Source organism: Streptomyces graminofaciens (genome assembly GCF_030294945.1).
GTDB lineage: Bacteria > Actinomycetota > Actinomycetes > Streptomycetales > Streptomycetaceae > Streptomyces > Streptomyces graminofaciens.
The window spans coordinates 7561338-7583490 of the sequence record NZ_AP018448.1; the positions used below are offsets into that span (position 1 = coordinate 7561338).

The window sequence follows — 22153 nt, forward strand, 5'->3', positions numbered from 1 at the left end:
CCTAGCAACTCGGGGGTGCGGGTGTTCGCGGCCGCGGATCTCGTGCGGCCGGTCGCGCAGTTCCTCGCGCCCCTGGAGTGGCTTCCGTTCGTCGAAGTGGCTGGGATCTTCACCCCTGCTTCGCTGAGCGTGTGTCTTTTGCGTGACTTGGTGATGCGGTGTGCGTGTGTTCGAGCGTCGCTTCGAGGTGTCGGTGCGTGCCGATAGGCTGAAAGCATGACGCCAGCCGAGCAGCCAACGGCCCCTCACACGGCCCCCGACGACGCCCTGGTCGCCGACTCCAGGGAGCGCGCCGTGCGGGCCCTGCTGCGCCAGCCGCAGCTGAAACGGCTGTGGAGCGCACAGCTCGTGGGCGGAGTGGGCGACGTCCTCGCACTGTTCGTGCTGGTCCTCCTCGCCTTCCAGACAGCCATCGCCGAGGGCTCGTTCGGGGGCGGGTACCGGGGCGTGGCCCTCACCGTGGCCGCCGTGTTCGGTACGCGCGCCCTGGCGACGCTGCTCTTCGGCGCCGTCCTCCTCGGCCCGCTCACCTCGCTGACCTCGCAGGAGGGCCCGCTCGACCGCCGCTGGACCATGGTCGGCGCGGACGGCCTGCGGGTGCTGCTGCTGATCGTGGCGCCCCTGTGGATCGACTGGACGCCGGACAACGCGCTCGCGCTGCTGCTGGTGACCGCCTTCGTGGCCGGTGTCGCCGAGCGGTTCTGGACGGTGTGCCGCGAGAGCGCGGCCCCCGCGCTGCTGCCCGCGCCGCCGCTGGAGGGCGCGACGGTACGGCCGCTGCCGGACCACATGGACGCGCTGCGGCGCCTGGCACTGCGTACGAGTTTCGTGGCGGTGCCCCTCGCGGCCGCCGCGCTCATCATCGCCTCGCTCCTCAACAACCTGCTGGGCTCCGGGATCGACTGGTTCGGCCAGCACCAGGCGGCCCTCGCGTCGTACGTCGCCGCCGGGCTCTTCGCGGCCTCGCTGTCCGTGGTGACGTTCATCGAACTGCCGAAGACGCGCACCCCGCGCGCGCGGTCCCCGCTAGAGGGGCTGCGCCGTCCGAAGACGGGCACCGGCGTCGACAAGGGCCGTACCGGCGCGATCCTGCTCCTGGTGCTGGCCTGCGGTGCCGTCGCGGGCGCCGTCGCCGCCGCTGCCGCCGTAGCCGTGCTGCACGCCAAGGACCTGGGCGGCGGCCCGGTGACGTACGGGCTGCTGGTGCTGACGCTGACCGGCGGTGTCGTTGTCGGGATCCGCCGGGCTCAGTCGGTGCTGCCGTCGCTGTCGCGGCGCCGACTGCTCGCCCTCGCCATCGCGTTCACCGGGGTCGCGCTGCTCGCCGCCGGGCTCGTGCCCGACGTGACGAGCGTGGTGCTGATCATGGGGCTGGCCGGCGTCGGCGCCGGGATCGCGGCCAACACCGGCCACGCGCTGCTCGACCAGGAGGCCGAGGACTTCCGGCGCGCGCGTACGACCGAGCACCTGCAGGCGGTCGTACGGGTGTGCGTGGCGCTGGCGGCGCTCATCGCGCCCCTCGTCGCCGCCGTGATCGGGCCGCACCGGCTGGAGAGCGGCAAGTTCGTGTTCGCCCACGGGGGCGCCGCCTTCACCCTGATGCTGGTCGGCGCGCTGCTGCTGCCCGTGGCCGCGCTGGTGCTCGCCAAGGTCGACGACCGCTCCGGGGTGCCGCTGCGAAAGGATCTCCGGGACGCGCTGCTGGGCGGGGACGATCCGGTCCAGGCGCCCGCCGAGTCCGGGTTCTTCATCGCCGTCGAGGGCGGTGACGGCGCCGGGAAGTCCACCCAGGTCGAGGCGCTCTCCGAGTGGATCCGGGCCAAGGGACACGAGGTCGTGGTGACGCGCGAGCCGGGCGCCACGCCGGTGGGGAAGCGACTGCGGTCGATCCTGTTGGACGTGTCGAGCGCCGGGCTGTCGCACCGGGCCGAGGCCCTGCTGTACGCGGCGGACCGTGCCGAGCACGTGGACACCGTGGTGCGGCCCGCGCTGGAGCGGGGCGCGGTGGTGATCTCGGACCGGTACATCGACTCGTCGGTGGCCTATCAGGGGGCCGGGCGTGACCTTTCGCCCACGGAGATCGCCCGTATCTCGCGGTGGGCGACGGATGGGCTGGTGCCGCATCTGACGGTGCTCCTTGACGTGCCGCCGGAGACGGCTCGGGAGCGGTTCACCGAGGCGCCGGACCGGCTGGAGTCCGAGCCGGCCGAGTTTCACGCGCGCGTGCGGTCCGGTTTCCTGACGCTGGCCGCCGCGGATGCCGGGCGGTATCTGGTCGTCGACGCCGGACAGGACCCGGAGGCGGTCACGACGGTCATCCGGCACCGGCTCGACGTGGTGCTGCCGCTCTCCGAGGCCGAGGTGAAGGCGCAGGAGGATGCGCGGCGCAAGGCCGAGGAGGAGGCCCGACGCCGGGCCGAGGAAGAGGCCGCCCGCAAGGCCGAGGAGGAGCGGCTGGAGCGCGAGCGCCAGGAGCAGCTCGCCCGGCTGCGCGCCGAGGAGGAAGAGCGCAAGCGGCGCGAACTGGAGGAGGCGCAGCGGCGCGAGGCCGAGCGGCAGGCGGAGGAGGCCCGGCAGCGGGCCGAGGAAGCGCTTCGCCGGGCCGAGGAGGAGCGTGCGCGGCTCATCGCCGAGGAGAAGGCGCGGGCCGCGGAGGAGGAGCGTCGGCGCGTCGAGGAGGAGCGTCGTAGGGCGGAGGAGGAGCGTCGTCGCGCCGAGGAGGCTCGGCGGCTCGCCGAGGAGGAAGAGCGGCGGCGTGCCGAGGAGGCTCGGCAGCGTGCCGAGCAGGAGCAGCGGCGGGTTGAGGCGGCTCGGGTGCGGGCCGCTGAGGAGGAGCGGCGGCGGGCCGAGGCCGTGGAGGAGCAGCGCCTGAAGGCTGAGGCGGACGCGCGGCGGCTGGAGCAGCAGCGGCTTGCGGAGGAGGCGTTGCTGCGGGCTGAGGAGGCGCGGCGCGCGGCTGAGGCCGGTTCCTCCGGTGCTGGGGCTGGGGCTGGGGCCGGGGCCGATGAGGCGGTGACTGTGCCTACGCCGGTGGTGATGACGAAGCGGCCGGTAGGTCCGGCGGAGGACGAGACGGCTGTGCTGCCGCCGGTGCGGGACGGTGGGTCGGACTCGGAGACGACCGCGAAGCTGCCGCAGCCGCCGGTGCCCGCCCGGTCCCGGTTCGAGGACGAGACCGCTGTGTTGCCGCCAGTGCCCTCGGAAGCGGCCGACGAGACGGCTGTGCTTCCGCCCGTACGGGAGGACCGGGTGCCGCCCGGGTACTTCCGGGACGAGCGGCCCACGCCCGCGCCCGACGGGGCGGAGGACCGGACACGTGAGCTGCCTCAGCTGGACGACGACGGGGCGCCACGGCGCCGGCCGCGGTCCGACTGGGCCGAGGAGACTCCGCTGGACGACCTGCCGAGTCTGGCGGACGAGTTGCTGGGACCGCACGACGACGACTCCGACGAGGGGCGGGGGCGGGGCTGGCGGCGGCGGGGCTGAGTCCCTCGTTGGGGGGTGGCTCGCCCGCGCGGCCGTACGGGGTCGGGGCGCGCCTCGGTATCCGTCCTCGGTCCGGCGCGGAATCGGTCTGCTGCTGAAAGCCCGACTGGTTGCCGCGTGGGCCGCTGCCGGCGGACACCCCCGGCATCCTCCCTTCCGTGCGTACTCGGCTGACTCACCGTTCTGGCTGCGGGCAGTCGTGCCGCCGGCGCGGCGTGGCACGGGTGGGTGGGCGCAGCGGCACGCCGTTGGCGCCGGGCCGCGCGACCTGCCCCCGCCCAGCAGTAGTGCAGGGGCCGATGTGTGAAGGCGGACGGCGGCGATGTGCACAGCTGCTTCGCTCGCGGGGCCCGTTGTCAGTGGGGTCACGCACAATGGGCGCGGAGAGGTGAAATGGGACGGAAAGGTGGTGGCCCGTGACGGTGTGGGACGACCTGGTCGGGCAGGAGATGCTGAGCGCGCAGCTGGACGCCGCCGCGCGGGACGCCGATGCCATCGTCACCGCGGCCGCGACCGGGGCGCCGCCTCCCGAGGCGTCGAAGATGACGCATGCCTGGTTGTTCACGGGACCGCCGGGGGCCGGGCGGAACACGGCGGCGCGGGCGTTCGCGGCGGCGCTGCAGTGCGTGAGTCCGGACCGTGCGCTCGGCGGGGGCCCGGGGTGCGGGTTCTGCGACGGGTGTCATACGGCGCTGGTGGGCACCCACGCCGACGTCACGACCGTCGCGGCCGTGGGCACGCAGATCCTCGCCGAGGACATGCGGGACACCGTCCGCAAGTCGTACACCTCGCCGGCGATCGGGCGCTGGCAGATCATCCTCGTCGAGGACGCCGAGCGGCTGAACGAGAAGTCGGCGAACGCGGTGCTGAAGGCGGTCGAGGAGCCCGCTCCCCGTACGGTCTGGTTGCTGTGCGCGCCGTCGCTGGAGGATGTGCTGCCGACCATTCGCTCGCGGTGCCGGCATGTCGGGCTGCTCACGCCCGCGGTGGACGCGGTCGCCGACATGCTCGTACGGCGTGAGGGGATCGAGCCGCAGGCCGCGGCCATGGCGGCGCGGGCCACTCAGGGGCACATCGAGCGGGCCCGGCGGCTGGCCACCGACCCGCGGGCGCGGGAGCGGCGAGCCGCCGTGCTGAAGCTGCCGTTGCGGGTCGAGGACGTCGGCGGATGCCTCAAGGCCGCGCAGGAGCTGGTGGACGCGGCGTCCGAGGCGTCCAAGCAGCTCGCCGAGGAGGTCGACACCAAGGAGACCGAGGAGCTGAAGGCTGCGCTCGGCGCGGTGCAGGGCGGGCGTATGCCGCGCGGTACGGCGGGTGTGATGAAGGACCTGGAGGACAAGCAGAAGCGGCGCAGAACGCGCGCGCAGCGCGACAGCCTGGACCTGGCTCTGAGCGAGCTGACGGGTTTCTACCGCGATGTGCTCGTCATCCAGCTCGGGTCCCGGGTCGCCATCGCCAACACCGAGGTGCAGGACGCCCTGGAGCGGGTCGCGCGCGGTACGACGCCGGAGGCGACGCTACGGCGGATCGACGCGGTCGGCGCGTGCCGGGAGGCCCTCGACCGCAATGTGGCCCCGCTGCTGGCGGTGGAGGCGATGACGATGGCGCTGCGGGCGGGATGAGTCGTGGCCGCGAGCCTCCGTCCGGCGTCGGCGACCGCGAGGCTGTCGGCGGGTTGACGGCGTCACTCGTACGAGGAGCGGGCGTTGCTGTTGGTGACCATGGCGTCGCTGATGGTTACTCTCGCGAGATGCACATCAGGCGTACTCCTCGGCCGGATCGGTCCCTGCGTCGTACCGGCGGCGCGTTGTTCGCCGTCGCCGCCCTTCTCGTCTCGGCCTGTTCCTCGGGCGGTTCGAGTTCGGCGGCGACCGCGGACGCGGCGGGCACGGTGGCGCTGGGCGCGCTGCCCCGCTCGACCCCGTCGACGCTGGCCCCGTACTACGAACAGAACCTGAGCTGGCGCGACTGCGCCAACGCCCCAGGTTTCCAATGCGCCACGATGAAGGCGCCCCTCGACTACGCGAAGCCGGCCGACGGCGACATCAAGCTGGCCGTCTCGCGCAGAAAGGCCTCCGGCCCCGGCGAGCGCCTCGGCTCGCTGCTGGTCAACCCGGGCGGCCCGGGTGGCTCGGCGGTCGGCTACCTCCACGGGTACGCGGGCATCGCCTACCCGTCACAGATCCGCGCCCGCTACGACATGGTTGCCGTCGACCCGCGCGGCGCCGCCGGCAGCGAGCCGGTGGAATGCCTCACCGGCCGCCAGATGGACACGTTCACGCAGACCGACCTCACACCCGACGACCAGGGGGAGAAGGCACAGGTCGTCGCCGCGTTCAAGAAGTTCGCGGAGGGGTGCGGGCAGCGGTATCCGAAGCTGCTGCGGCACATCTCCACGGTCGAGGCCGCCCGCGACATGGACGTCCTGCGCGCGGTGCTGGGCGACAAGAAGCTGACGTACGTGGGCGCGTCGTACGGGACGTTCCTCGGTGCGACGTACGCCGGGCTGTTCCCCGACCGTGTGGGCCGACTGGTCCTGGACGGCGCGCTCGACCCGACGCTGTCCGCCCGCAAGCTCAACGAGGAGCAGACGGCGGGCTTCGAGACGGCCTTCCGGTCCTTCGCGAAGGACTGCGTGAGCCAGAGGGACTGCCCGTTGGGGCGCACGACGGCACAGGTCGGCGAGAACCTGAAGGCCCTGTTCGAACGGTTGGACTCGCAGCCGCTCGTGACCGGCGACACGGATGGCCGCCAACTGGGCGAATCCCTCGCCACCACGGGCGTGATCGCCGCGATGTACGACGAGGGTTCCTGGCCCCGGCTGCGCCAGGCCCTCACCGATGCGATCCGCGAAGAGGACGGCACCGGCCTGCTCGCCTTCGCGGACGGCTACTACGAGCGCGACGCGAGCGGCACCTACTCGAACCTGATGTACGCCAACGCCGCCGTGAACTGCCTCGACCTGCCCGCGGCCTTCGCGACCTCCGACCAGGCCGAGGCTGCCGTCCCCGACTTCGAGAAGGCATCGCCCGTCTTCGGCCGTGCCCTCGCCTGGGCCTCCCTGAACTGCGCGTACTGGCCGGTCGCGCCGACGGGCAAGCCGCAGCGCATCGAGGCGAAGGGCGCCGCGCCGATCGTCGTGGTCGGCACCACCCGGGACCCGGCGACTCCCTACCACTGGGCCCGCGCCCTAGCCTCCCAGCTCTCCTCCGCCCGCCTCCTCACCTACGAGGGCGACGGACACACGGCGTACGGCCGCGGCAGCGAGTGCATCGACGCGACGATCAACGCGTACCTGCTGCGCGGCACTCCGCCGGTCGAAGGGAAGCGCTGCTCACAGCCGTGAGCACCGTCTCGGCCGACGGTTCGCCGACCCGCCTCCGGGGCCCCTTCGGGGCGCCCCGGGGGTTGGTTCGGAGCACTCCGGAAACTGTGTAGACTTACCGACGTTGCTGATCGCACCATGGTGCAGACAGCGCGCCGCCTTAGCTCAGATGGCCAGAGCAACGCACTCGTAATGCGTAGGTCTCGGGTTCGAATCCCGAAGGCGGCTCCGAAGAGAACTGCAGGTCACGCTGTTGACCTGCAGTTTTTCTTTCCCTTGACCATGGAACATGTTCGCGGAAACCCCCTTCGACCTACGTGTTGGAACGGGTAGGTCGAAGAGTTCACTCTCCGGAACGGCTGGCGGCATTTGAGCCCACGAGATGCGCAAGGGGAGCGCATCGGTGCAGTGCTGGACTGGGGGAAGCGGAGCCCGTGCGCGATCGGTGGCTCCCTCGCTCGTGGCTACTCGAACAGGTCGTGCGAAGGGTCCTACAACTTGGCGGACGATGTCGACCCCGCATGTTCTACGAGACCGTCATCCGCGAGGCGATGCACATTGAGGATTTGCGGACGCTCCTGAACGGGCGGTTCCTTGCGGAGCTTTGGTCGCGGTTGGGGTTCCCGCCGCGCGTGCAGGGCGCCTGGGAGAGTCGGTTGCCTGACCTGGTGAGTGCCGCCATGCAGCATGCGCGGGCTGGGACCGGAAGCGGTCGGCCCCCTGGCCTTTACCGCTGGCGCTCCTGGACGAGCGTGGCAAGCTCATTCCTTCTGCGTGTGTATTCAGGCCAACTGGGCGGACGTGCCGAGTGGTCCCGGTGATCCTCGGTGTCGCGGTGGTAGCAGCGGCAGGTGTGCGCTGGTTGGTCCCGAGGCGGATGCAGCGGCGACTGCGGCCCGGACTTGGCCGTTTGGTCAACCTGCGCAGTAGCGAGCCTGCGCACCGACGATGCGTCGGAGGGGCTCGATGGAGCCTCATGCCTGGCTCCATCGAGGCGATCACATGCGTTCAGTCTTCTCCATTGCCGTTCTCGTGATCCAGGACTGGCAGCCTCATCGAGCAAGTCCGCCCACGGCGAGGGACACGAGAATTGCCCCCCAGTCAATGACGTGAGGCAGTCCGGGGAGGAAGGCGCAGAAGGCGAGCGTGGCGACGAGGCCCACGAGGAACGCGGCGATCCCGGCCCGACGCCGCCGTGTTTTCAAACCCTGGTCCGAATTCGGTCCCTTTTGCTGCTCGATCATGAACAACTCACTTCGTGATGTGGTGACACTGACTCACACACCGCACTCCGTTGACGTAGAGGTGGGCGCACGCCTTGCCATAACGAGGCAGCGTCTGGGGAGAGTTGTTCCGCATCGGGTCGATCTTGCACTCGCTGTGCGTCTTCCCGCGAGACGTGCGATAGAGCCGGTTGTTGGTGTCGGCATAGGTGAAGTCGATACGCCAGTTGCAGAAACCGCTGCTCAGCGCTCCGACGAACGCACAGTCGACTCCGGCGTTCTGGTACGTGATTTTCCTGCCGCTCCCTCGGACGATGTGCGTGAACATGCAGTCGGCACCTTCATCGTCAACACCACCTACGCTGTACTCGAAGGTGCGTACGGGGGTTGACCCGATCGCGCTGGCTTGCGCACCGGTCGGTGTGGTGAGGACAAGTGCTCCTGCGGCGGCCAGAGCCGTGGTGAGGCGCGCGACGTACTGCATGACCAAGGCAGTCCTTTCTGGTGATCTCGTGATGAGCACCTGGGACAACCACGTTTGTAGCGGCCAGTTGCACGATTACCGGTCGATTCACTGGCTGTGTGATCAGCGAACGACCGGCTGACCAGAAGAAGCGTTCATGACAGCCTGGATTTGCACTACAGCCCTCATCTGGACGACCCACGTCACGGAGCGGGCCTCGACGGCGTAGATCCGCAACGCGATTTTGGCAGCGATCCGCTGTATGCCTCGCGCCGAGTGAGCGACGCGGAGCACGTCAGCGCCTTGTGGGAGACACTTCGCGGTGACTCCGAGGCAAGCGGTCGTGGGCCGTGTCGCAGAGCCCCTGCTTCGGAAGCATGGGTGGAGACGATCAGGCACGGGGAGGGCGTCGAGGGCGTATGTGTGGCCGTGCAGGCCGGCTGCGGCGAGCTCCGGCGTGCTCGACGAGGTAACCGCGTACGTCGTCCAGGATCTCGTCGGCGTCCCACTCGATCCGGTTCGGTAACCGGTGGATGCGAGCGGGACTCGCGTGTCCGGTCTCCTCCGCACGTGTCCAGCAGTTCCTCCGGTCCGGCGGAGCGATCGGGCCCGCAGGTGGGCCGGGGCCGACTGGCGTGGCTCCTCCCAGTTGAACCGGTGCGCGAACCGCTCGGGCGGAGCGCCCGGTTCGTCGGCTCGCGACCTGGCATCGGCACGGTCCCCACCCGTGGTCACATCGATGGTCGAGCCGGTCGGCGATCACGACAGGCGCCGTGCCGTACCAACCCTCGGAGACACAGGCGTGCGGTAGCGCGGTCGGGGCTTTTGGGCGATATACAGTCATTTGGGTGTCCATGCTTGCCGTCTGGCCTGATTCTCTGGAGTCCTTCCGATGACGTCGATGAGCCGCCTGCCATGAGGCCCCACCCGACGCGCGGGCGGATCACGGCGCTGGACGCCTACGACATCCGGTTTCCCACGTCTCGTCGGCTTGAGGGGTCGGACGCGATGAATCCCGATCCGGATTATTCGGCGGCATATGTGATCGTCCGCACCGATGTCGGGGACGGGCTGGAGGGGCATGGGTTCTGCTTCACCATCGGCCGGGGCAATGAGGTCGAGGTGGCGGCGATCAACGCGTTGCGTTCCCATGTGGTGGGGCTGCGGCTGGGAGAGGTCCTGTCCGACCTCGGGGGGTTCTGGCGCTCGCTCGTCGGCGACAGTCAGCTGCGGTGGCTGGGGCCGGAGAAGGGCGTGGTGCACATGGCCATCGGGGCCGTGGTGAACGCCGTATGGGATCTGTGCGCGAAGCGGGAGGGGAAGCCGCTGTGGAAGCTGCTGGCCGACCTCGCGCCGGAGCAGGTGGTCGCGTTGATCGACTTCCGTTATGTGGAGGACGCGCTGACCCCCGATGAGGCGCTGGGGATTCTGCGGCGGGCGCGGAGCGGGATGGGGGAGCGGGAGGAGCGGCTGCTCGCCGAGGGGTATCCGGCGTATGCCACGTCTCCCGGCTGGCTCGGTTACCCGGACAGCAAGGTCGCCGGGTTGGCCCGGGAGGCCGTGGACAGTGGGTTCACGCAGATCAAACTCAAGGTCGGCGCCGATCTGGGTGACGATGAGCGGCGGTGCCGTACCGCGCGGGGGACGATCGGCCCCGGGGTGCGGATGGCGCTGGACGCCAATCAGCGCTGGGGGGTCGATGAGGCGGTCGGGTGGATCCGGCGGCTGGCGGAGTTCGACCCTTACTGGATCGAGGAGCCGACCAGCCCGGACGACATTCTCGGTCTCGCGGCGATCCGCCGGCAGGTGGCGCCGGTGCGGGTGGCGGCGGGCGAACATGTGCACAACCGGGTGATGTTCAAGCAACTGCTCCAGGCGGACGCGCTCGACTTTCTGCAGTTGGACGCCTGCCGGGTCGGGGGAGTCAACGAGAACCTGGCGATCCTCCTGCTTGCGGCCAAGTTCGGGATCCCGGTGTGCCCGCACGCGGGCGGGGTGGGCCTGTGCGAGCTCGTGCAGCATCTGGCGATGTTCGACTATCTGGCGGTCTCCGGCACCCTCCAGGACCGGGTCATCGAGTATGTCGACCATCTGCACGAGCACTTCCTCGACCCGGTCGTGATCGTCCGGGGACGGTACGCGGCCCCGACCGCCCCCGGCTTCAGCTCGGCGATGCGGCCCGAGTCGCTCGCCGCGTACGCGTTCCCCGGCGGCGCCGCCTGGCAGACCCCGTACGACGAGTCCCCGGCCGGACCGTACGACGAGTCCCCGGCCGGACCGTACGACGAGCCCCCGGCCGGACCGTACGACGAGTCCCCGCCCGGACCGTATGACGATCCCCCGGCTGAAGGACCCCCGGCATGAACCGCGGGGAGGAATTCCAGGGGCTGACCGCGGTCGTCACCGGCGGGGCGTCCGGGATCGGCCTGGCCACCGCCGAGACCCTGGCCGCGAGGGGGTGCCGGGTGGCGGTGCTCGACCGGGTTCCCGGGCCCGTGCCCGCGTGGCTGCACCCGGTACAGGCCGATGTCGGGGACGCCGTATCGGTGGCCGACGCCGTGAGCCGGGTGGCGGACCTGTTCGGCGGCCTGGATGTGCTGGTCAACAACGCCGGCATCGGCGCCCAGGGCACCGTCGAGGACAACGCGGACGAGGAATGGCACCACGTGTTGGACATCAATGTGCTCGGCATCGTCCGCACCAGCCGGGCGGCACTGCCGTATCTGCGCCGGTCTCCCAGCGCGGCCATCGTCAACACCTGCTCGGTCGCGGCGCTGGCCGGGCTGCCGCAGCGGGCGCTGTACGCGGCCAGCAAGGGCGCGGTGCTCGCGCTGACCCTGGCGATGGCCGCCGACCACATCGGCGAGGGCATCCGGGTCAACTGCGTCAACCCAGGCACCGTGGACACCCCCTGGGTGCGCCGGCTGCTCGAACACTCCGACGACCCGGCGGCCGAACGCGCCGCTCTCATCGCCCGCCAGCCCACCGGCCGCCTGGTCACCGCCCAGCAGGTCGCGGACGCCATCGCGTATCTCGCCGGGCCGCTGGCCGGTGCCACCACCGGGACGGCACTCGCCGTGGACGGAGGGATCCAGGGCATCCGCACACGTCCGGACTCCTTCCACTGACATGACCAACCACCAACCACCAACCACCAACCACCAACCACTGAATCAGTGACCACTGACCACTGATCACTGACGAGCCAACCACTGACCACTGATCACTGACATGACCGACCACCGACCACTCACTCGGAGCCGAGCACCATGAAGCGACGCATCGCCGCCGTCGGAACAGCCCTCGCACTCGGCTGCGGGCCGGCCGTCACCGCCTGCGACGGGGGCACGAGCAGCACCGACAACACCGCTTCGGGCAAGGTCGGGGTGGTGCTGCCGCTGCTCACCTCACCGTTCTGGGAGTCGTACGACTCCTACATCCCCAAGCAGGCCGCCGCCCAGGACGTCCGCTTGCTTCAGACGGTGAACTCCGACTCCGATCCGAGCAAACAGATCACCGACATCCAGAATCTGCTCGCCCAGAACGCGAAGGGCCTGGTCGTCTCGCCGCTGGACTCCGCGGCGATCGTCGCCGGGCTGAATGCCGCGCAAGCCAAGGACGTGCCGGTGGTCGCCGTCGATGTGGCGCCGGACAAGGGCAAGGTCGCGATGGTGGTCAGGGCCGACAACCGTGCCTATGGGGAGAAGGCCTGTCGGCACATCGGCGACGCGGTGAAGACGGGCAAGGTCGTACAGATCCAGGGCGATCTGGCGTCGATCAACGGGCGGGACCGGTCGGAGGCGTTCAGCGCGTGCATCAAGAAGAACTACCCAGGCATCAGGGTGCTGGACATTCCCGCCGTCTGGAAGGCGGAGAGGGCGGCGGCCGGTCTGGAGGCGCTGTACACCGCCAACCCCGATATCAAGGGCATCTACATGCAGGCCGGCGGCGTGTATCTGGCCCCCACGTTGAGCACGCTGCGGCGGCACGACGCGCTGGTGGCGGCCGGTAGTCCCGGGCACATCGTGATCGTCTCCAACGATGGCATCCCGCAGGAGCTGGATGCGATCCGCGAGGGCCTGATCGATGCGACCGTCTCCCAGCCGGCCGACCAGTACGCCAAATACGGCATCTACTACATCAAGCGGGCGATGGAGGGCGAGACCTTCCGCCCGGGCCCGACCGACCACGACAGCACCATCGTCCGGCTGCCCAGCGGAATTCTGGAGGACCAGCTGTCGGCACCGTTGGTGACCGAGGACAACGTCGACGACGCGTCGCTGTGGGGCAACCAGATCGGCAAGAGCTCCTGACCCGGGTGACCCGGGAGACCGTCTCCCCGGGCCCCCAGGAAGCGAGACGGCGATGAACCGGACGCCACCGACCCACCCCCGCGCCGATGGCGGCGGCCGCCGCGCGGTGGCCGAGGCCCGCGGGATCCACAAGCGCTACGGGCCCACCGTGGCCTTGGACGGCGTGCGGATCGCCGTCCGGGCCGGTGAGTCGCACGCCCTGGTCGGCCGTAACGGGGCCGGCAAGTCGACGCTGGTGGCCATCCTGACCGGACTGCAGCGGCCGGACCGCGGCGTTGTGCTGTTCGACGGCGAACCCGCGCCCGGCCTGGCGGACCGCGAGGCGTGGCAGCGGCGGGTCGCCTGCGTCTACCAGCAGTCGACGATCATCCCTGACCTCACCGTCGCCGAGAACCTGTACGTCAACCGGCAACCCACGGGACGCGGCCAGGTGATCAGCTGGCGGCGGATGCGTGCGGCGGCCCGCGAGCTGCTGGACGAATGGGGTGTGGAGGTCGACGAGAACGTGCCGGCCGGCGGGCTCACCGTCGAGGACGCCAAGATGGTGGAGATCGCGAGGTCGATCTCGCGCGGAACCCGGTTCATCATTCTGGACGAGCCGACCGCCCAGCTGGACAGCCGGGCGATCGACCGCCTGTTCACCCATGTCCGGCGGTTGCAGCGGGCCGGGATCACCTTTCTCTACATCTCCCACCACCTGGAGGAGGTCTACGCCGTCTGCCAGGTCGTCACCGTCTTCCGGGACGCCCGCTGGATCACCACGGCGCCCGTGGGCGAGCTGGGCAGGACCCAACTCGTCGAGGCGATGACCGGAGGGCGGGGCGCGGGTGCGGCTCCCGGCTTCGGCGCGATCCGGTCGCGGGCTGCGGACGCGCCCGTGGCCGTACGGGTGGACCGGCTGAGCGGCCCGCATTTCACGGACGTCAGCTTCGCCATCCGGTCCGGCGAGACGGTGGGGCTGACCGGGCTCGCGGGCTCCGGGAGCCATCAGGTCGCCGAGGCGCTCGCCGGGCTGTACCGGCCCGACAGCGGGCGGATCGAGGTTCTCGGCCGTCCGACGCGGCCTGGCAGCGTCCCCTCGGCGCTCGCGGCGGGCGTGGGCTGTGTGCCGCGCGACCGGCACCACGAAGGGCTGGTACCGGAACTGTCGGTGGCGGAGAACGCCTCCATGACCATCATGGACCGGCTGGGGCGGCTGGGCGTGATCTCACGCCCGGCCCGGGACGCCATCGCCCGGCGGACGATCACCGGTCTCGACATCACGACGGGCGGCCCGGACCAGCCGGTCAAGGACCTGTCGGGCGGTAACCAGCAGAAGGTCGTCATGGGCCGGGCGCTGGCCACCGACCCGGGGGTACTGGTGCTCATCAATCCGACGGCGGGTGTCGACGTGCAGTCCAAGCGGGCGCTGCTGTCGGTCGTCGACCGGGCCAGGGCCGCGGGACGCGCGGCACTCGTCGTCTCGGACGAGCTGGCGGACCTGCGGAGCTGCGACCGCGTCCTGGTGATGTTCAACGGCTCTCTCGCCGCCGAGTACAGCGTCGGCTGGACCGACGAAGAACTGGTGGCCTCGATCGAAGGGGTCGGCACCGGCCATGAATGACACCGCGCCGAACGGCCCGACGAACGGTGGCCCGGCGAACGGTGGCCCGGCGAACGGCGGTCCGATGAACGGCGGTCCGATGAACGGTGGCCCGGCGAACGATGGCCCGACGTCCGGTGGCCCGACGTCCGGTGGCGGGCCGGACAGAGCGGCCCGCCGCCCCGTCCGCGCGATCGCCCTGGGGCGGATCCGGGACCTGGCGCTGCTGCCCGCGGTGCTCCTGCTGCTGGTCATCGGTGCGGTCAGCAACGAGAGCTTCCTGGAGCGGGACAACCTGCTGAATGTGCTCAGCGCCTCCTCGGCGCTCGGACTGCTGGTGCTCGCCGAGGCGATGATCCTGATCAGCGGCAAGATGGACCTCTCGCTGGAATCGATCGCGGGGCTCGCCCCGGCCCTCGGCTTCATGGCCGTGATCCCGGCCGCCTCGGCGGGGTTCGGCAGCGATCTGCCCACCTGGTTCGGCCTGCTGATCATTCCGCTCACCGGGGCGCTGATCGGGGCCGTGAACGGTCTGCTGATCGTCAAGCTCCAGCTCAACGGATTCATCGTGACCCTGGCGATGAACATCGTGCTGCGCGGGGTCCTGGTCGGCATGGTGTCCGGCAAGACCCTGTTCGACGCCCCCGCCGCGTTCCTGGCCCTCGGGTCCGACAACTGGCTCGGCGTCCCCGTCTCCGTGTGGGTGACCGGCGCCTGTTTCGCCGTCGCCGGGTGGGCGCTGCGTTACCACCGGCTGGGACGCGCGGTGTACGCGGTGGGCGGCAACGCCCCCGCGGCGCGGGCGGCGGGCATCCGGGTCGAACGGGTGGCCTGGGGAGTTCTGATCATCGGCGGGACGCTGGCCGCGGTGGCCGGTCTGGTGATCGCCGGACGGGTCGGGGCGATCAACGCCAATCAGGGACAGGGCCTGATCTTCACCGTGTTCGCGGCCGCTGTCATCGGCGGCATCAGCTTGAACGGCGGCAAGGGATCCCTGGCCGGGGCGCTGCTCGGGGTCCTGCTGCTGGGCATGCTGGAGAACCTGCTCACCCTGGCGCAGGTGTCGTCCTTCTGGATCCAGGCCATCTACGGCGCGATCATCCTGGTGGCGCTGATGATCGCCCGGCTCACCACCGGCGAGGGCCAGGAGTAGAGCGAGGGCCAGGAGTGGAGCGAGGCCCAGGAGTGGAGCGAGGGCCAGGAGTGGAGCGAGGGCCAGCAGCGGTCCGAGGGGGGGAGCAGCGCTGGTCGATACCTCATAGAATGACCCATATGCCATCCGCGAGATGGGACGGCCGTCATGATGTTCCCCAAGGAGGCAACAACGGACGGAACGCATGGACCGTTCGAGATGGCGAATGTGGCTGCCGCGGTGATCGACGCGAAGGGCACGGTCATCGGCTGGACGGGGGCCGCTGAGCGGCTTCTGGGGTACGGCGCGGCGGAGGTCCTCGACCGCTCCGCCGCCACTCTGCTGGCGCAGCCCGAAGACGCGTCACGGGCGGCCGAGGTCGCAGAGGAGTGCGGGACCCGGGAGAGCTGGGGCGGCCTGGTGGGCGCCCGGCACCGTGACGGCCGCCGTCTTGAGGTCGGGCTGCGGGTGACCGCGATGTCCGACACCGACGACCGCAGGGCCTGGCTCGTATCGGCGATCGACGTGGCGAAGGCTCCGACCTGGGCGGTCAGCGGGGAGGTGCTGGAAGGTTTTCTCACCCGCTCACCGCTCGGCATGGCCGTGCTCAGCCCGGACCTGCGGTACGTGTGGATGAACGACACCCTGGAGCGCTACGGCGGTGTGCCGCGCGAAGAGCGGCTCGGGCGCCGGATGTCGGACTCGTTGCCGGGCCTGAACACCGAGGCGCTCGAAGCACAGATGCGGCGGGTGCTGGAGACCGGCGTGCCGGTCGTCGACTACGAGTACCGGGGCTGGACCTGGGCGGATCCGCACCGGGAACACGCCTACTCCACGTCCTTCTTTCGTCTCGACGACCCGGACGGCAGCCCGCTGGGCGTGTGCTACATGGGCATGGACGTCACCGACAGATGGCGGGCCCGGGAGCGCCTGGCCCTGCTCAGCGAGGCCAGCGCCTGTATCGGGGGCACGCTGAGCGTGATGCGGACCGCTCAGGAACTGGCCGACTTCTCGGTGCCGAGGCTTGCCGACTTCGTGACCGTCGATCTGTTGGAAGCGGTGCTGGACGGGGAGGAACCCGGTTCGCGGCCGTTCGACGGCACGTATCCGGCGCGGCGTGCCGGGCAGCAGTCGATCCACGAGGGCTGTCCGGAATCGGTGATCGCCACCGGCGACCCGATCGCCGCCCCCATGTCGTCGCCGTACATCCAGAGCATGGTCAACGGCACCTCGATTCTGGAAGCGTACCTGGACCCCGACACCACTCCGTGGGTCGCCGAGGACCCGGCCCGGGCCGCGAGCATCAGGGAGTTCGGGGCGCCCTCGGCGATGTGGGTGCCGCTGTCCGCGCGCGGCACCGTGCTGGGAGTGGCCACCTTCATCCGTACGGAGCATCCGGATCCGTTCGAGGAGGACGATCTGCTGCTCGCCGAGGAACTCGTCAGCCGGGCCGCGGTGTGGGTGGAGAACGCCCGCCGCTACACCCGTGAGCACGCTGCGGCGCTGGCCCTGCAGCGCAGTCTTCTCCCGCAGGGGCTGAACGGCGGGACCGCCATGGAGGTGGCCTCGCGCTACCTGCCGGCCGATGCCCGGGAAGGGGTGAGCGGCGACTGGTTCGATGTGATCCAGCTGTCCGGTGCCCGGGTCGCCCTGGTCGTCGGAGACGTCGTCGGGCACGGCCTCAACGCCGCGGCGACCATGGGCAGGCTGCGTACCGCCGTACAGACGCTCGCCGACATGGACCTGCCGCCCGATGAGCTGCTGGCCCACCTCGACGACCTGGTGATCCGGCTGACGGAGGAGAAGGGCGGCGACGACGAGCCCATCGCCACCGCGGTACTGGGCGCCACCTGCCTCTACGCCGTCTACGACCCGGTCACCCAGCTGTGCACCATGGCCCGGGCCGGACATCCGCCGCCCGCCGTGGTCACCCCCGGCGGCAAGGTCACCTTCCCGGACCTTCCGGCGGGCCCTCCGCTGGGCCTCGGCTCGTTGCCCTTCGAGTCCGCCGAGATATCCCTCCCCGAGGGAAGCCTGATCGCCCTCTACACCGATGGCCTCATCGAGAGCAGTGACCAGGACATCGACGTCGGGCTGTCCCGCCTCAGCGATGTGCTCGCGCAGTCCGGCATGCCACCGGAGGACCTGTGCTCGGCGGTCGTGAACAATCTGCTGACCGGCCCGCAGACCGACGACGTCGCTCTGCTCCTGGCCCGGCCGCATGCGCTGGGCGCCGACCGGGTCGCCTCGTGGGACCTGCCGACGGATCCGGCGATCGTCGCGAGCGCCAGGGAGCTGGCTGTCCGCCAGCTGCTCGGATGGCGGCTGGACGACCTGGTGATGACCACGGAACTGGTGGTCAGCGAGTTGGTCACCAACGCCATCAGGCACGGCACCGGACCCGTCAGGCTGCGCATGATCCGGCATGACAAGTTGATCTGCGAGGTGTCCGACGCCAGCAACACCTCGCCCCGGATGGGCCATGCGCGGACCACCGACGAGGGCGGCCGGGGGTTGTTCCTGGTCGCCCAGCTGACCCGCCGTTGGGGTACGCGCTACACCCGGGCCGGAAAGATCATCTGGGCCGAGCAGGACCTCCCGGGGCCGATGGGCAACCGGGGCGGGCACTGACGGCCCGGGGGCTTGAGAGTCCCTCTCCGGTGGCGCTGTTCGCGGCGACTCCGAGGCAAGCGGTCGTGGGCCGTGTCGCCGAGCCCCTGCTTCGGAAGCGTGGGTGGAGACGATCAGACTTTGATCACGCGGATGCGGGGGCCGCGCAGTATGTGGAGGTCTTCGGGGTCTGGTGGTGTCAGGACGGTCATGGGGGAGGGCGAGGCCAGTGCGGTGGCAGCCGCGAGGGGCGTCGAGGGCGTCGAGGGCGTATGTGTGGCCGTGCAGTCCGGCTGCGGCGAGCAGCTTGCCGGCGTGGCGGGCTCGGCTGCGGCGAGCCACTCGGTGGGGGAGAGCCACTCGGTGAGTTCGGGTGTGCGGCGTACGAGCCTGGACTCCTCTGCGATCACCGAGCCCGACGACATCTCGTCCGACGGATGCCGTAGCACCGGCGACGCGGAAATGTCCCTGGCCTGCGTCACCACCGCTCTCCCGGCGCCGAATATTCCGTGCCGAGCCGTGGGTGGAGACAGCAGACTCGTCTCATGGTCAGCATGAGCGTGTTCCGGGACGAGGTCAGAAGCTGGGCGGAGGGCGGTTCCGGGGAGCCTGCGAGGGAGCTGGCCGTGGGGCTGGGGGTACGGACGGCGGTATTGCTGGAAGGGCTCAGCGATGCCGCCGCCGTCGAGACGCTGACCGCCCGGCAGGGCCGGGACCTGGCGGCGGAGGGGGTGTGCGTGCTGCCGATGGGAGGGGCGATGAACGTCGGCCGCTACGCCGGACTCCTCGGCCCGACCGGCCTCGGGCTGCGCCTGGCGGGTCTGTGCGACGAGCGCGAGCGACCCTACTTCGACCGAGGCCTCGATCGGGCGGGGGCGCCGGGCGGGGACGTCTTCATATGCGTGTCGGACCTGGAGGACGAGCTCATCCGCGCACTGGGCGAGACGAAGGTCGAGCAGATCATCCAGACCGAGCACGAAGCGCGCGCCTGGCACACCTTCACCCGCCAGCCCGCCCAGCACGGCCGCCCCCGACAACAGCAACTGCGCCGCTTCATCGGCACGAAGAAGGGCCGCAAGATCCGCTACGGCCGCCTCCTGGTCGAGGCCCTCGACCTCGACGTCGATCAGGTGCCGGCTCCCCTCAATGCCCTGCTCAGGAGCCTGTGAGCCTGCGAGTCGGTGCAGAGGGGCAGTGGGCAGGGGGCAGAGGCGAGACGGTGCCGAAGTAGCCAGGGCGCCGGTCCATCGTCGGGCCTCGACCACGGTGAACCCCTCAACGCGTACGACAAGGCATCGTTCCCTGCCCGATCGGCTGTCCCGGGACCTCTGCTCGCGGCGGTGCTTGTGACGTAGCGTCACACGACGTCGAAGTGACGGAGGATTCGGAGGTGTGTCCATGGGGCTGCTCGTGACGGCGACGGCAGTGGTCAGCTGCACGTCGGGCACGGTTCCCGGGACGTTGTCCGTGCCCCCCGGGCCCGTGCTGTGCGGGGGCAAGCCGGTCGCCACCATCCAGGCGGTCGTGCCGCAGCTGAACATCCCGCCGTTCGGGATGTGCATGAGCCCGAACAACCCCATGGTGGCGCAGGCGACCGCCGCCGCGATGGGCGTACTGACGCCCGTGCCGTGCGTGCCTGTCACCCCTGCGCCCTGGGCGCCGGGATCGCCGACGGTACTGGTCTCGGGTCAGCCGGCGCTGACCCAGTCGTCGAAGTGCGCGTGCACATGGGGAGGGAACATCCAGATCGGCTTCCCCGGTCAGCAGAACACACAGGTCGCCGACTGAGCGGGGCCCGGCAGAGCCGTCACGACTTGACCATCTTGCCGTTCAGCAGCGCGGATTCGGCGCAGGTGGTGGGCTTGGGGGCGGAAGGCGGCGCTCCTGGGGTGCGGCAGTCGACGGTCATCGTGACCTTGCCGCCGGCCGGGACCCGGAGCGGCGTCACCCAGGGGCTGTCCATGTCGCGGAAGTTCTCCAGCGCGAGCAGGGACACCTGGGATCCGTCGATGTTCAGCGTGAGGGTTCCGGAGTCGCCCTGAGGGTTCTGCAGGACCATGTCCGAGATCAGGAACGTCTTGCCCTTCGGCACGGTGAACGTGGCGCCGGCGTTCGCGCCGGCCTTGGCCCGCACGGACAACGGCGTGTAGAAGTTGGCGCCCTCCGCCCCGGACGCGGCGGCCCCGGAGGCGGCCCCGGAGGGCTGTGCCGACGGTTTCGTACCCGCCCCTGCCTCTGCCTTTGCCTTCGCGCTCTCGCTCGCAGCAGCCGACGCCACCGAGGCGACCTCCTTCTGGCGCTTCTTGACCTCGGACTGCACCGCCTGGCTCGCCTGGGAAGTGACAGCGGCGCCCGCGGTCGAGGTGATCGTCGGCTTGAGCAGGCCGAACCACGCCGCCGTCAGGGCCGTGGCAGCGGCGGCGGCCAGGGCGAGCGCCTTGGGAAGCAGCGCCGGGACCAGCGGGCGCTGCTCGTACGCGCCGTCAAGGGGCTCACCGGGCTGTCCGTCGCGTGCGACGCGGACCTGGAAGGCGTGTCGCTGCACCGCACCTCGCAGAATGCGATGGCGCGGCCGTACCGTCAGCTTGAGATGGCCCTGCTCCCCGGGCGCGAGTTCGGCCTTGGCCGGGTGGACGCGGTACCGCAGTTTCTCGTCGGTGTCCCATGCCCCGAGCGTGACGTCAGCCGGCATGTTGCCGTGGTTGCGCACCGCCACCTGGAACCCCGCGCGGAGCCGTCCCCGGTTCGAGCGCGGGAGCAGCTCCGATTCGACGGCGTGGAACGGCAGAACCTCCACCGTTCCTTCCGGGATCGTCACGTCCTGCGGCCGTTCGACGGGCAGGACCCGGACCGCGAAAGGCAGCTGCCCGACAGACGTGTCGGGTGCCTTCGGGGGCTGGAAGGTCAACGTCACCGTGTCCCCGGTCCCGGGGTAGAGCGACAGCTCGGCCGGTTCCACCGCGGACCACGCCGACGGCGCGCCGACCACCTCGAACCGGTACGCCTCGACAATGTCGCCGCCGTTGCGGACATGCAGGGTGACCCGCTGACTCCCTCCGGGTTCGACCGAGAGGGACGGGGGGTCCAACCGCGCAGATGCTGTCATGGCCCCTGACTGTAAGAAGATCACCGCTCCCTGCCAGGGGCCGATAGGGAAGAACCGGAGGCAACATGTCTTCCCATTAGCTTCACATTAAGTGCACGCAAAGTCCGCACGTGCATGCTCGTTCCCCCTTGGTTTCAATATCGACACCTGGTCGGCCGGCGCTCACCGGTCATGGGCCGGGGAACGCAGGAGAACGAAGTGGAACGTGTCGCCGTCTTCGTCCACGCCGAAGACCAGATCTCCCGGTCCGGCGTCGTCAGCCAGCTCAGGCAGCGCCCTGAGCTGTGGGTACTCCAGGAATCCGAACAGGAGCGGGCCGCGGTCGTGTTCGTCGTCACCGACAGCGTCGACGATCACACCGCGGTCCTGCTGCGCCGACTCGGCCGTACGTCCGCCGCACGCGTCGTGCTGATCGCCTCCCGCGTCGACGACTCGGGCCTCATCACAGCGGCGGAGTGCGGGGTCCTGGGTGTGGTGCGCCGCTCGGAGGCGACCCCGGACCGGATCGTCCAGGTGGCCCTGCTGGCGGCCCGGGGCGAGAGCAGCATGCCGTCCGACCTGCTGGCCCGTCTGCTGGCCCAGGTCGGCAAGATGCACCAGCAACTGCTCGACCCGCGTGGGCTGTCCTACTCCGGTATGAGCACGCGTGAGATCGGGGTGCTCAAGCTCGTCGCCGATGGGCTGGACACCCGGGAGATCGCCGAGAGCCTCTCCTATTCGGAGCGCACCGTGAAGAACATCCTGCACGACGTGACGAGCCGACTGCAGTTACGCAACCGCACGCACGCGGTCGCGTACGCGTTGCGCCAAGGCCTCATCTGAGGCACCTTCACACGGCCCTGTCCGAGGCCCTTCGCACGGCCGTGTCCGAGGCCCTTCGCGCGGCCGTGTCCGAGGCCCTTCGCGCGGCCGT

General features: G+C 70.5%; 16 protein-coding genes, 1 tRNA gene and 1 pseudogene. 13 read left to right on the plus strand and 5 right to left on the minus strand.

The genetic code is table 11. From position 1 onward, the window contains the following. Positions 1-216 precede the first annotated feature (216 nt). The 4 genes from tmk to SGFS_RS33210 all read left to right on the plus strand — a co-directional run bounded on the left by tmk (position 217) and on the right by SGFS_RS33210 (position 7039). Complete coding sequence (gene tmk / locus SGFS_RS33195) at positions 217-3486, plus strand: dTMP kinase (RefSeq protein ID WP_286255769.1); 3270 nt, start codon at positions 217-219, stop codon at positions 3484-3486. A gap of 416 nt (positions 3487-3902) precedes the next feature. Continuing rightward, a complete protein-coding gene (locus SGFS_RS33200) occupies positions 3903-5108 on the plus strand; it encodes a DNA polymerase III subunit delta' (protein ID WP_286255770.1) in 1206 nt (401 codons plus the stop codon). A 128-nt stretch (positions 5109-5236) separates the two neighbouring features. Beyond that, a complete protein-coding gene (locus tag SGFS_RS33205; RefSeq protein WP_286255771.1) occupies positions 5237-6832 on the plus strand; it encodes an alpha/beta hydrolase in 1596 nt (531 codons plus the stop codon). A 133-nt stretch (positions 6833-6965) separates the two neighbouring features. Beyond that, positions 6966-7039: transfer RNA gene (locus SGFS_RS33210), tRNA-Thr, on the plus strand. Positions 7040-7863: 824 nt separating this feature from the next. Here SGFS_RS33210 and SGFS_RS33215 read toward each other — a convergent pair. The 3 genes and pseudogenes from SGFS_RS33215 to SGFS_RS33225 form a co-directional block, all read right to left on the minus strand. Next, the gene (locus tag SGFS_RS33215) at positions 7864-8055 is read right to left on the minus strand and encodes a hypothetical protein (RefSeq protein ID WP_286255772.1); all 192 of its coding nucleotides are present in this window, start codon (positions 8053-8055) and stop codon (positions 7864-7866) included. Between the two features lie 7 nt (positions 8056-8062). Continuing rightward, on the minus strand, positions 8063-8518 hold the full coding sequence (locus SGFS_RS33220) for a hypothetical protein (RefSeq protein ID WP_286255774.1): 456 nt from the start codon (positions 8516-8518) through the stop codon (positions 8063-8065). A gap of 424 nt (positions 8519-8942) precedes the next feature. Further along, a pseudogene (locus tag SGFS_RS33225) lies at positions 8943-9232 on the minus strand (IS701 family transposase); the annotation flags it as partial. A 180-nt stretch (positions 9233-9412) separates the two neighbouring features. Between SGFS_RS33225 and SGFS_RS33230 the strand changes: the two are divergent. The 6 genes from SGFS_RS33230 to SGFS_RS33255 all read left to right on the plus strand — a co-directional run bounded on the left by SGFS_RS33230 (position 9413) and on the right by SGFS_RS33255 (position 18155). Continuing rightward, complete coding sequence (locus SGFS_RS33230; protein ID WP_286255775.1) at positions 9413-10861, plus strand: L-fuconate dehydratase; 1449 nt, start codon at positions 9413-9415, stop codon at positions 10859-10861. After that, positions 10858-11625 carry an SDR family NAD(P)-dependent oxidoreductase gene (locus SGFS_RS33235; protein ID WP_286255776.1) on the plus strand — a complete coding sequence of 256 codons (768 nt, stop codon included), beginning with the start codon at positions 10858-10860 and terminating at the stop codon, positions 11623-11625. Before SGFS_RS33230 ends, SGFS_RS33235 begins: the two co-directional genes overlap by 4 nt. A 141-nt stretch (positions 11626-11766) precedes the next feature. Beyond that, positions 11767-12810, plus strand: a complete 1044-nt coding sequence (locus SGFS_RS33240) for a sugar ABC transporter substrate-binding protein (RefSeq protein WP_286255777.1) — start codon at positions 11767-11769, stop codon at positions 12808-12810. Between the two features lie 52 nt (positions 12811-12862). Beyond that, a complete protein-coding gene (locus SGFS_RS33245; protein WP_286255778.1) occupies positions 12863-14413 on the plus strand; it encodes a sugar ABC transporter ATP-binding protein in 1551 nt (516 codons plus the stop codon). Further along, on the plus strand, positions 14406-15545 hold the full coding sequence (locus tag SGFS_RS33250; RefSeq protein WP_286255779.1) for an ABC transporter permease: 1140 nt from the start codon (positions 14406-14408) through the stop codon (positions 15543-15545). The genes SGFS_RS33245 and SGFS_RS33250 overlap by 8 nt, the downstream gene beginning before the upstream one ends. A gap of 147 nt (positions 15546-15692) precedes the next feature. After that, positions 15693-18155: a SpoIIE family protein phosphatase gene (locus tag SGFS_RS33255; protein WP_286255781.1), complete on the plus strand. Its 2463-nt coding sequence runs from the start codon at positions 15693-15695 to the stop codon at positions 18153-18155. 113 nt (positions 18156-18268) lie between these two features. Here SGFS_RS33255 and SGFS_RS33260 read toward each other — a convergent pair whose 3' ends face one another. Next, positions 18269-18616: a hypothetical protein gene (locus SGFS_RS33260; RefSeq protein WP_286255783.1), complete on the minus strand. Its 348-nt coding sequence runs from the start codon at positions 18614-18616 to the stop codon at positions 18269-18271. Between the two features lie 63 nt (positions 18617-18679). Here SGFS_RS33260 and SGFS_RS33265 point away from each other — a divergent pair, with 63 nt between their 5' ends. Together SGFS_RS33265 and SGFS_RS33270 are read left to right on the plus strand one after the other, a co-directional pair. Further along, positions 18680-19303 carry a TOPRIM nucleotidyl transferase/hydrolase domain-containing protein gene (locus tag SGFS_RS33265; protein WP_286255785.1) on the plus strand — a complete coding sequence of 208 codons (624 nt, stop codon included), beginning with the start codon at positions 18680-18682 and terminating at the stop codon, positions 19301-19303. A 229-nt stretch (positions 19304-19532) separates the two neighbouring features. Continuing rightward, positions 19533-19922, plus strand: coding sequence for a DUF4280 domain-containing protein (locus SGFS_RS33270; RefSeq protein ID WP_286255787.1), 390 nt, complete (start codon positions 19533-19535; stop codon positions 19920-19922). Between the two features lie 19 nt (positions 19923-19941). On the opposite strand, the gene SGFS_RS33275 is transcribed toward SGFS_RS33270, so the two are convergent. Continuing rightward, the gene (locus tag SGFS_RS33275) at positions 19942-21240 is read right to left on the minus strand and encodes a COG1470 family protein (protein ID WP_286255788.1); all 1299 of its coding nucleotides are present in this window, start codon (positions 21238-21240) and stop codon (positions 19942-19944) included. A gap of 198 nt (positions 21241-21438) precedes the next feature. Here SGFS_RS33275 and SGFS_RS33280 point away from each other — a divergent pair, with 198 nt between their 5' ends. Further along, the gene (locus SGFS_RS33280; RefSeq protein ID WP_286255790.1) at positions 21439-22062 is read left to right on the plus strand and encodes a helix-turn-helix transcriptional regulator; all 624 of its coding nucleotides are present in this window, start codon (positions 21439-21441) and stop codon (positions 22060-22062) included. Positions 22063-22153: the final 91 nt, after the last annotated feature.

Bases quoted from the DNA above. Each gene is read 5' to 3' on its own strand.
- tmk (WP_286255769.1), top strand. From the start codon at position 217: ATGACGCCAGCCGAGCAGCCAACGGCCCCTCACACGGCCCCCGACGAC.
- SGFS_RS33205 (WP_286255771.1), top strand. From the start codon at position 5,237: ATGCACATCAGGCGTACTCCTCGGCCGGATCGGTCCCTGCGTCGTACC.
- SGFS_RS33215 (WP_286255772.1), bottom strand. From the start codon at position 8,055: ATGATCGAGCAGCAAAAGGGACCGAATTCGGACCAGGGTTTGAAAACA.
- SGFS_RS33220 (WP_286255774.1), bottom strand. From the start codon at position 8,518: ATGCAGTACGTCGCGCGCCTCACCACGGCTCTGGCCGCCGCAGGAGCA.
- SGFS_RS33230 (WP_286255775.1), top strand. From the start codon at position 9,413: ATGAGGCCCCACCCGACGCGCGGGCGGATCACGGCGCTGGACGCCTAC.
- SGFS_RS33235 (WP_286255776.1), top strand. From the start codon at position 10,858: ATGAACCGCGGGGAGGAATTCCAGGGGCTGACCGCGGTCGTCACCGGC.
- SGFS_RS33240 (WP_286255777.1), top strand. From the start codon at position 11,767: ATGAAGCGACGCATCGCCGCCGTCGGAACAGCCCTCGCACTCGGCTGC.
- SGFS_RS33245 (WP_286255778.1), top strand. From the start codon at position 12,863: ATGAACCGGACGCCACCGACCCACCCCCGCGCCGATGGCGGCGGCCGC.
- SGFS_RS33250 (WP_286255779.1), top strand. From the start codon at position 14,406: ATGAATGACACCGCGCCGAACGGCCCGACGAACGGTGGCCCGGCGAAC.
- SGFS_RS33255 (WP_286255781.1), top strand. From the start codon at position 15,693: ATGATGTTCCCCAAGGAGGCAACAACGGACGGAACGCATGGACCGTTC.
- SGFS_RS33265 (WP_286255785.1), top strand. From the start codon at position 18,680: ATGGTCAGCATGAGCGTGTTCCGGGACGAGGTCAGAAGCTGGGCGGAG.
- SGFS_RS33270 (WP_286255787.1), top strand. From the start codon at position 19,533: ATGGGGCTGCTCGTGACGGCGACGGCAGTGGTCAGCTGCACGTCGGGC.
- SGFS_RS33275 (WP_286255788.1), bottom strand. From the start codon at position 21,240: ATGACAGCATCTGCGCGGTTGGACCCCCCGTCCCTCTCGGTCGAACCC.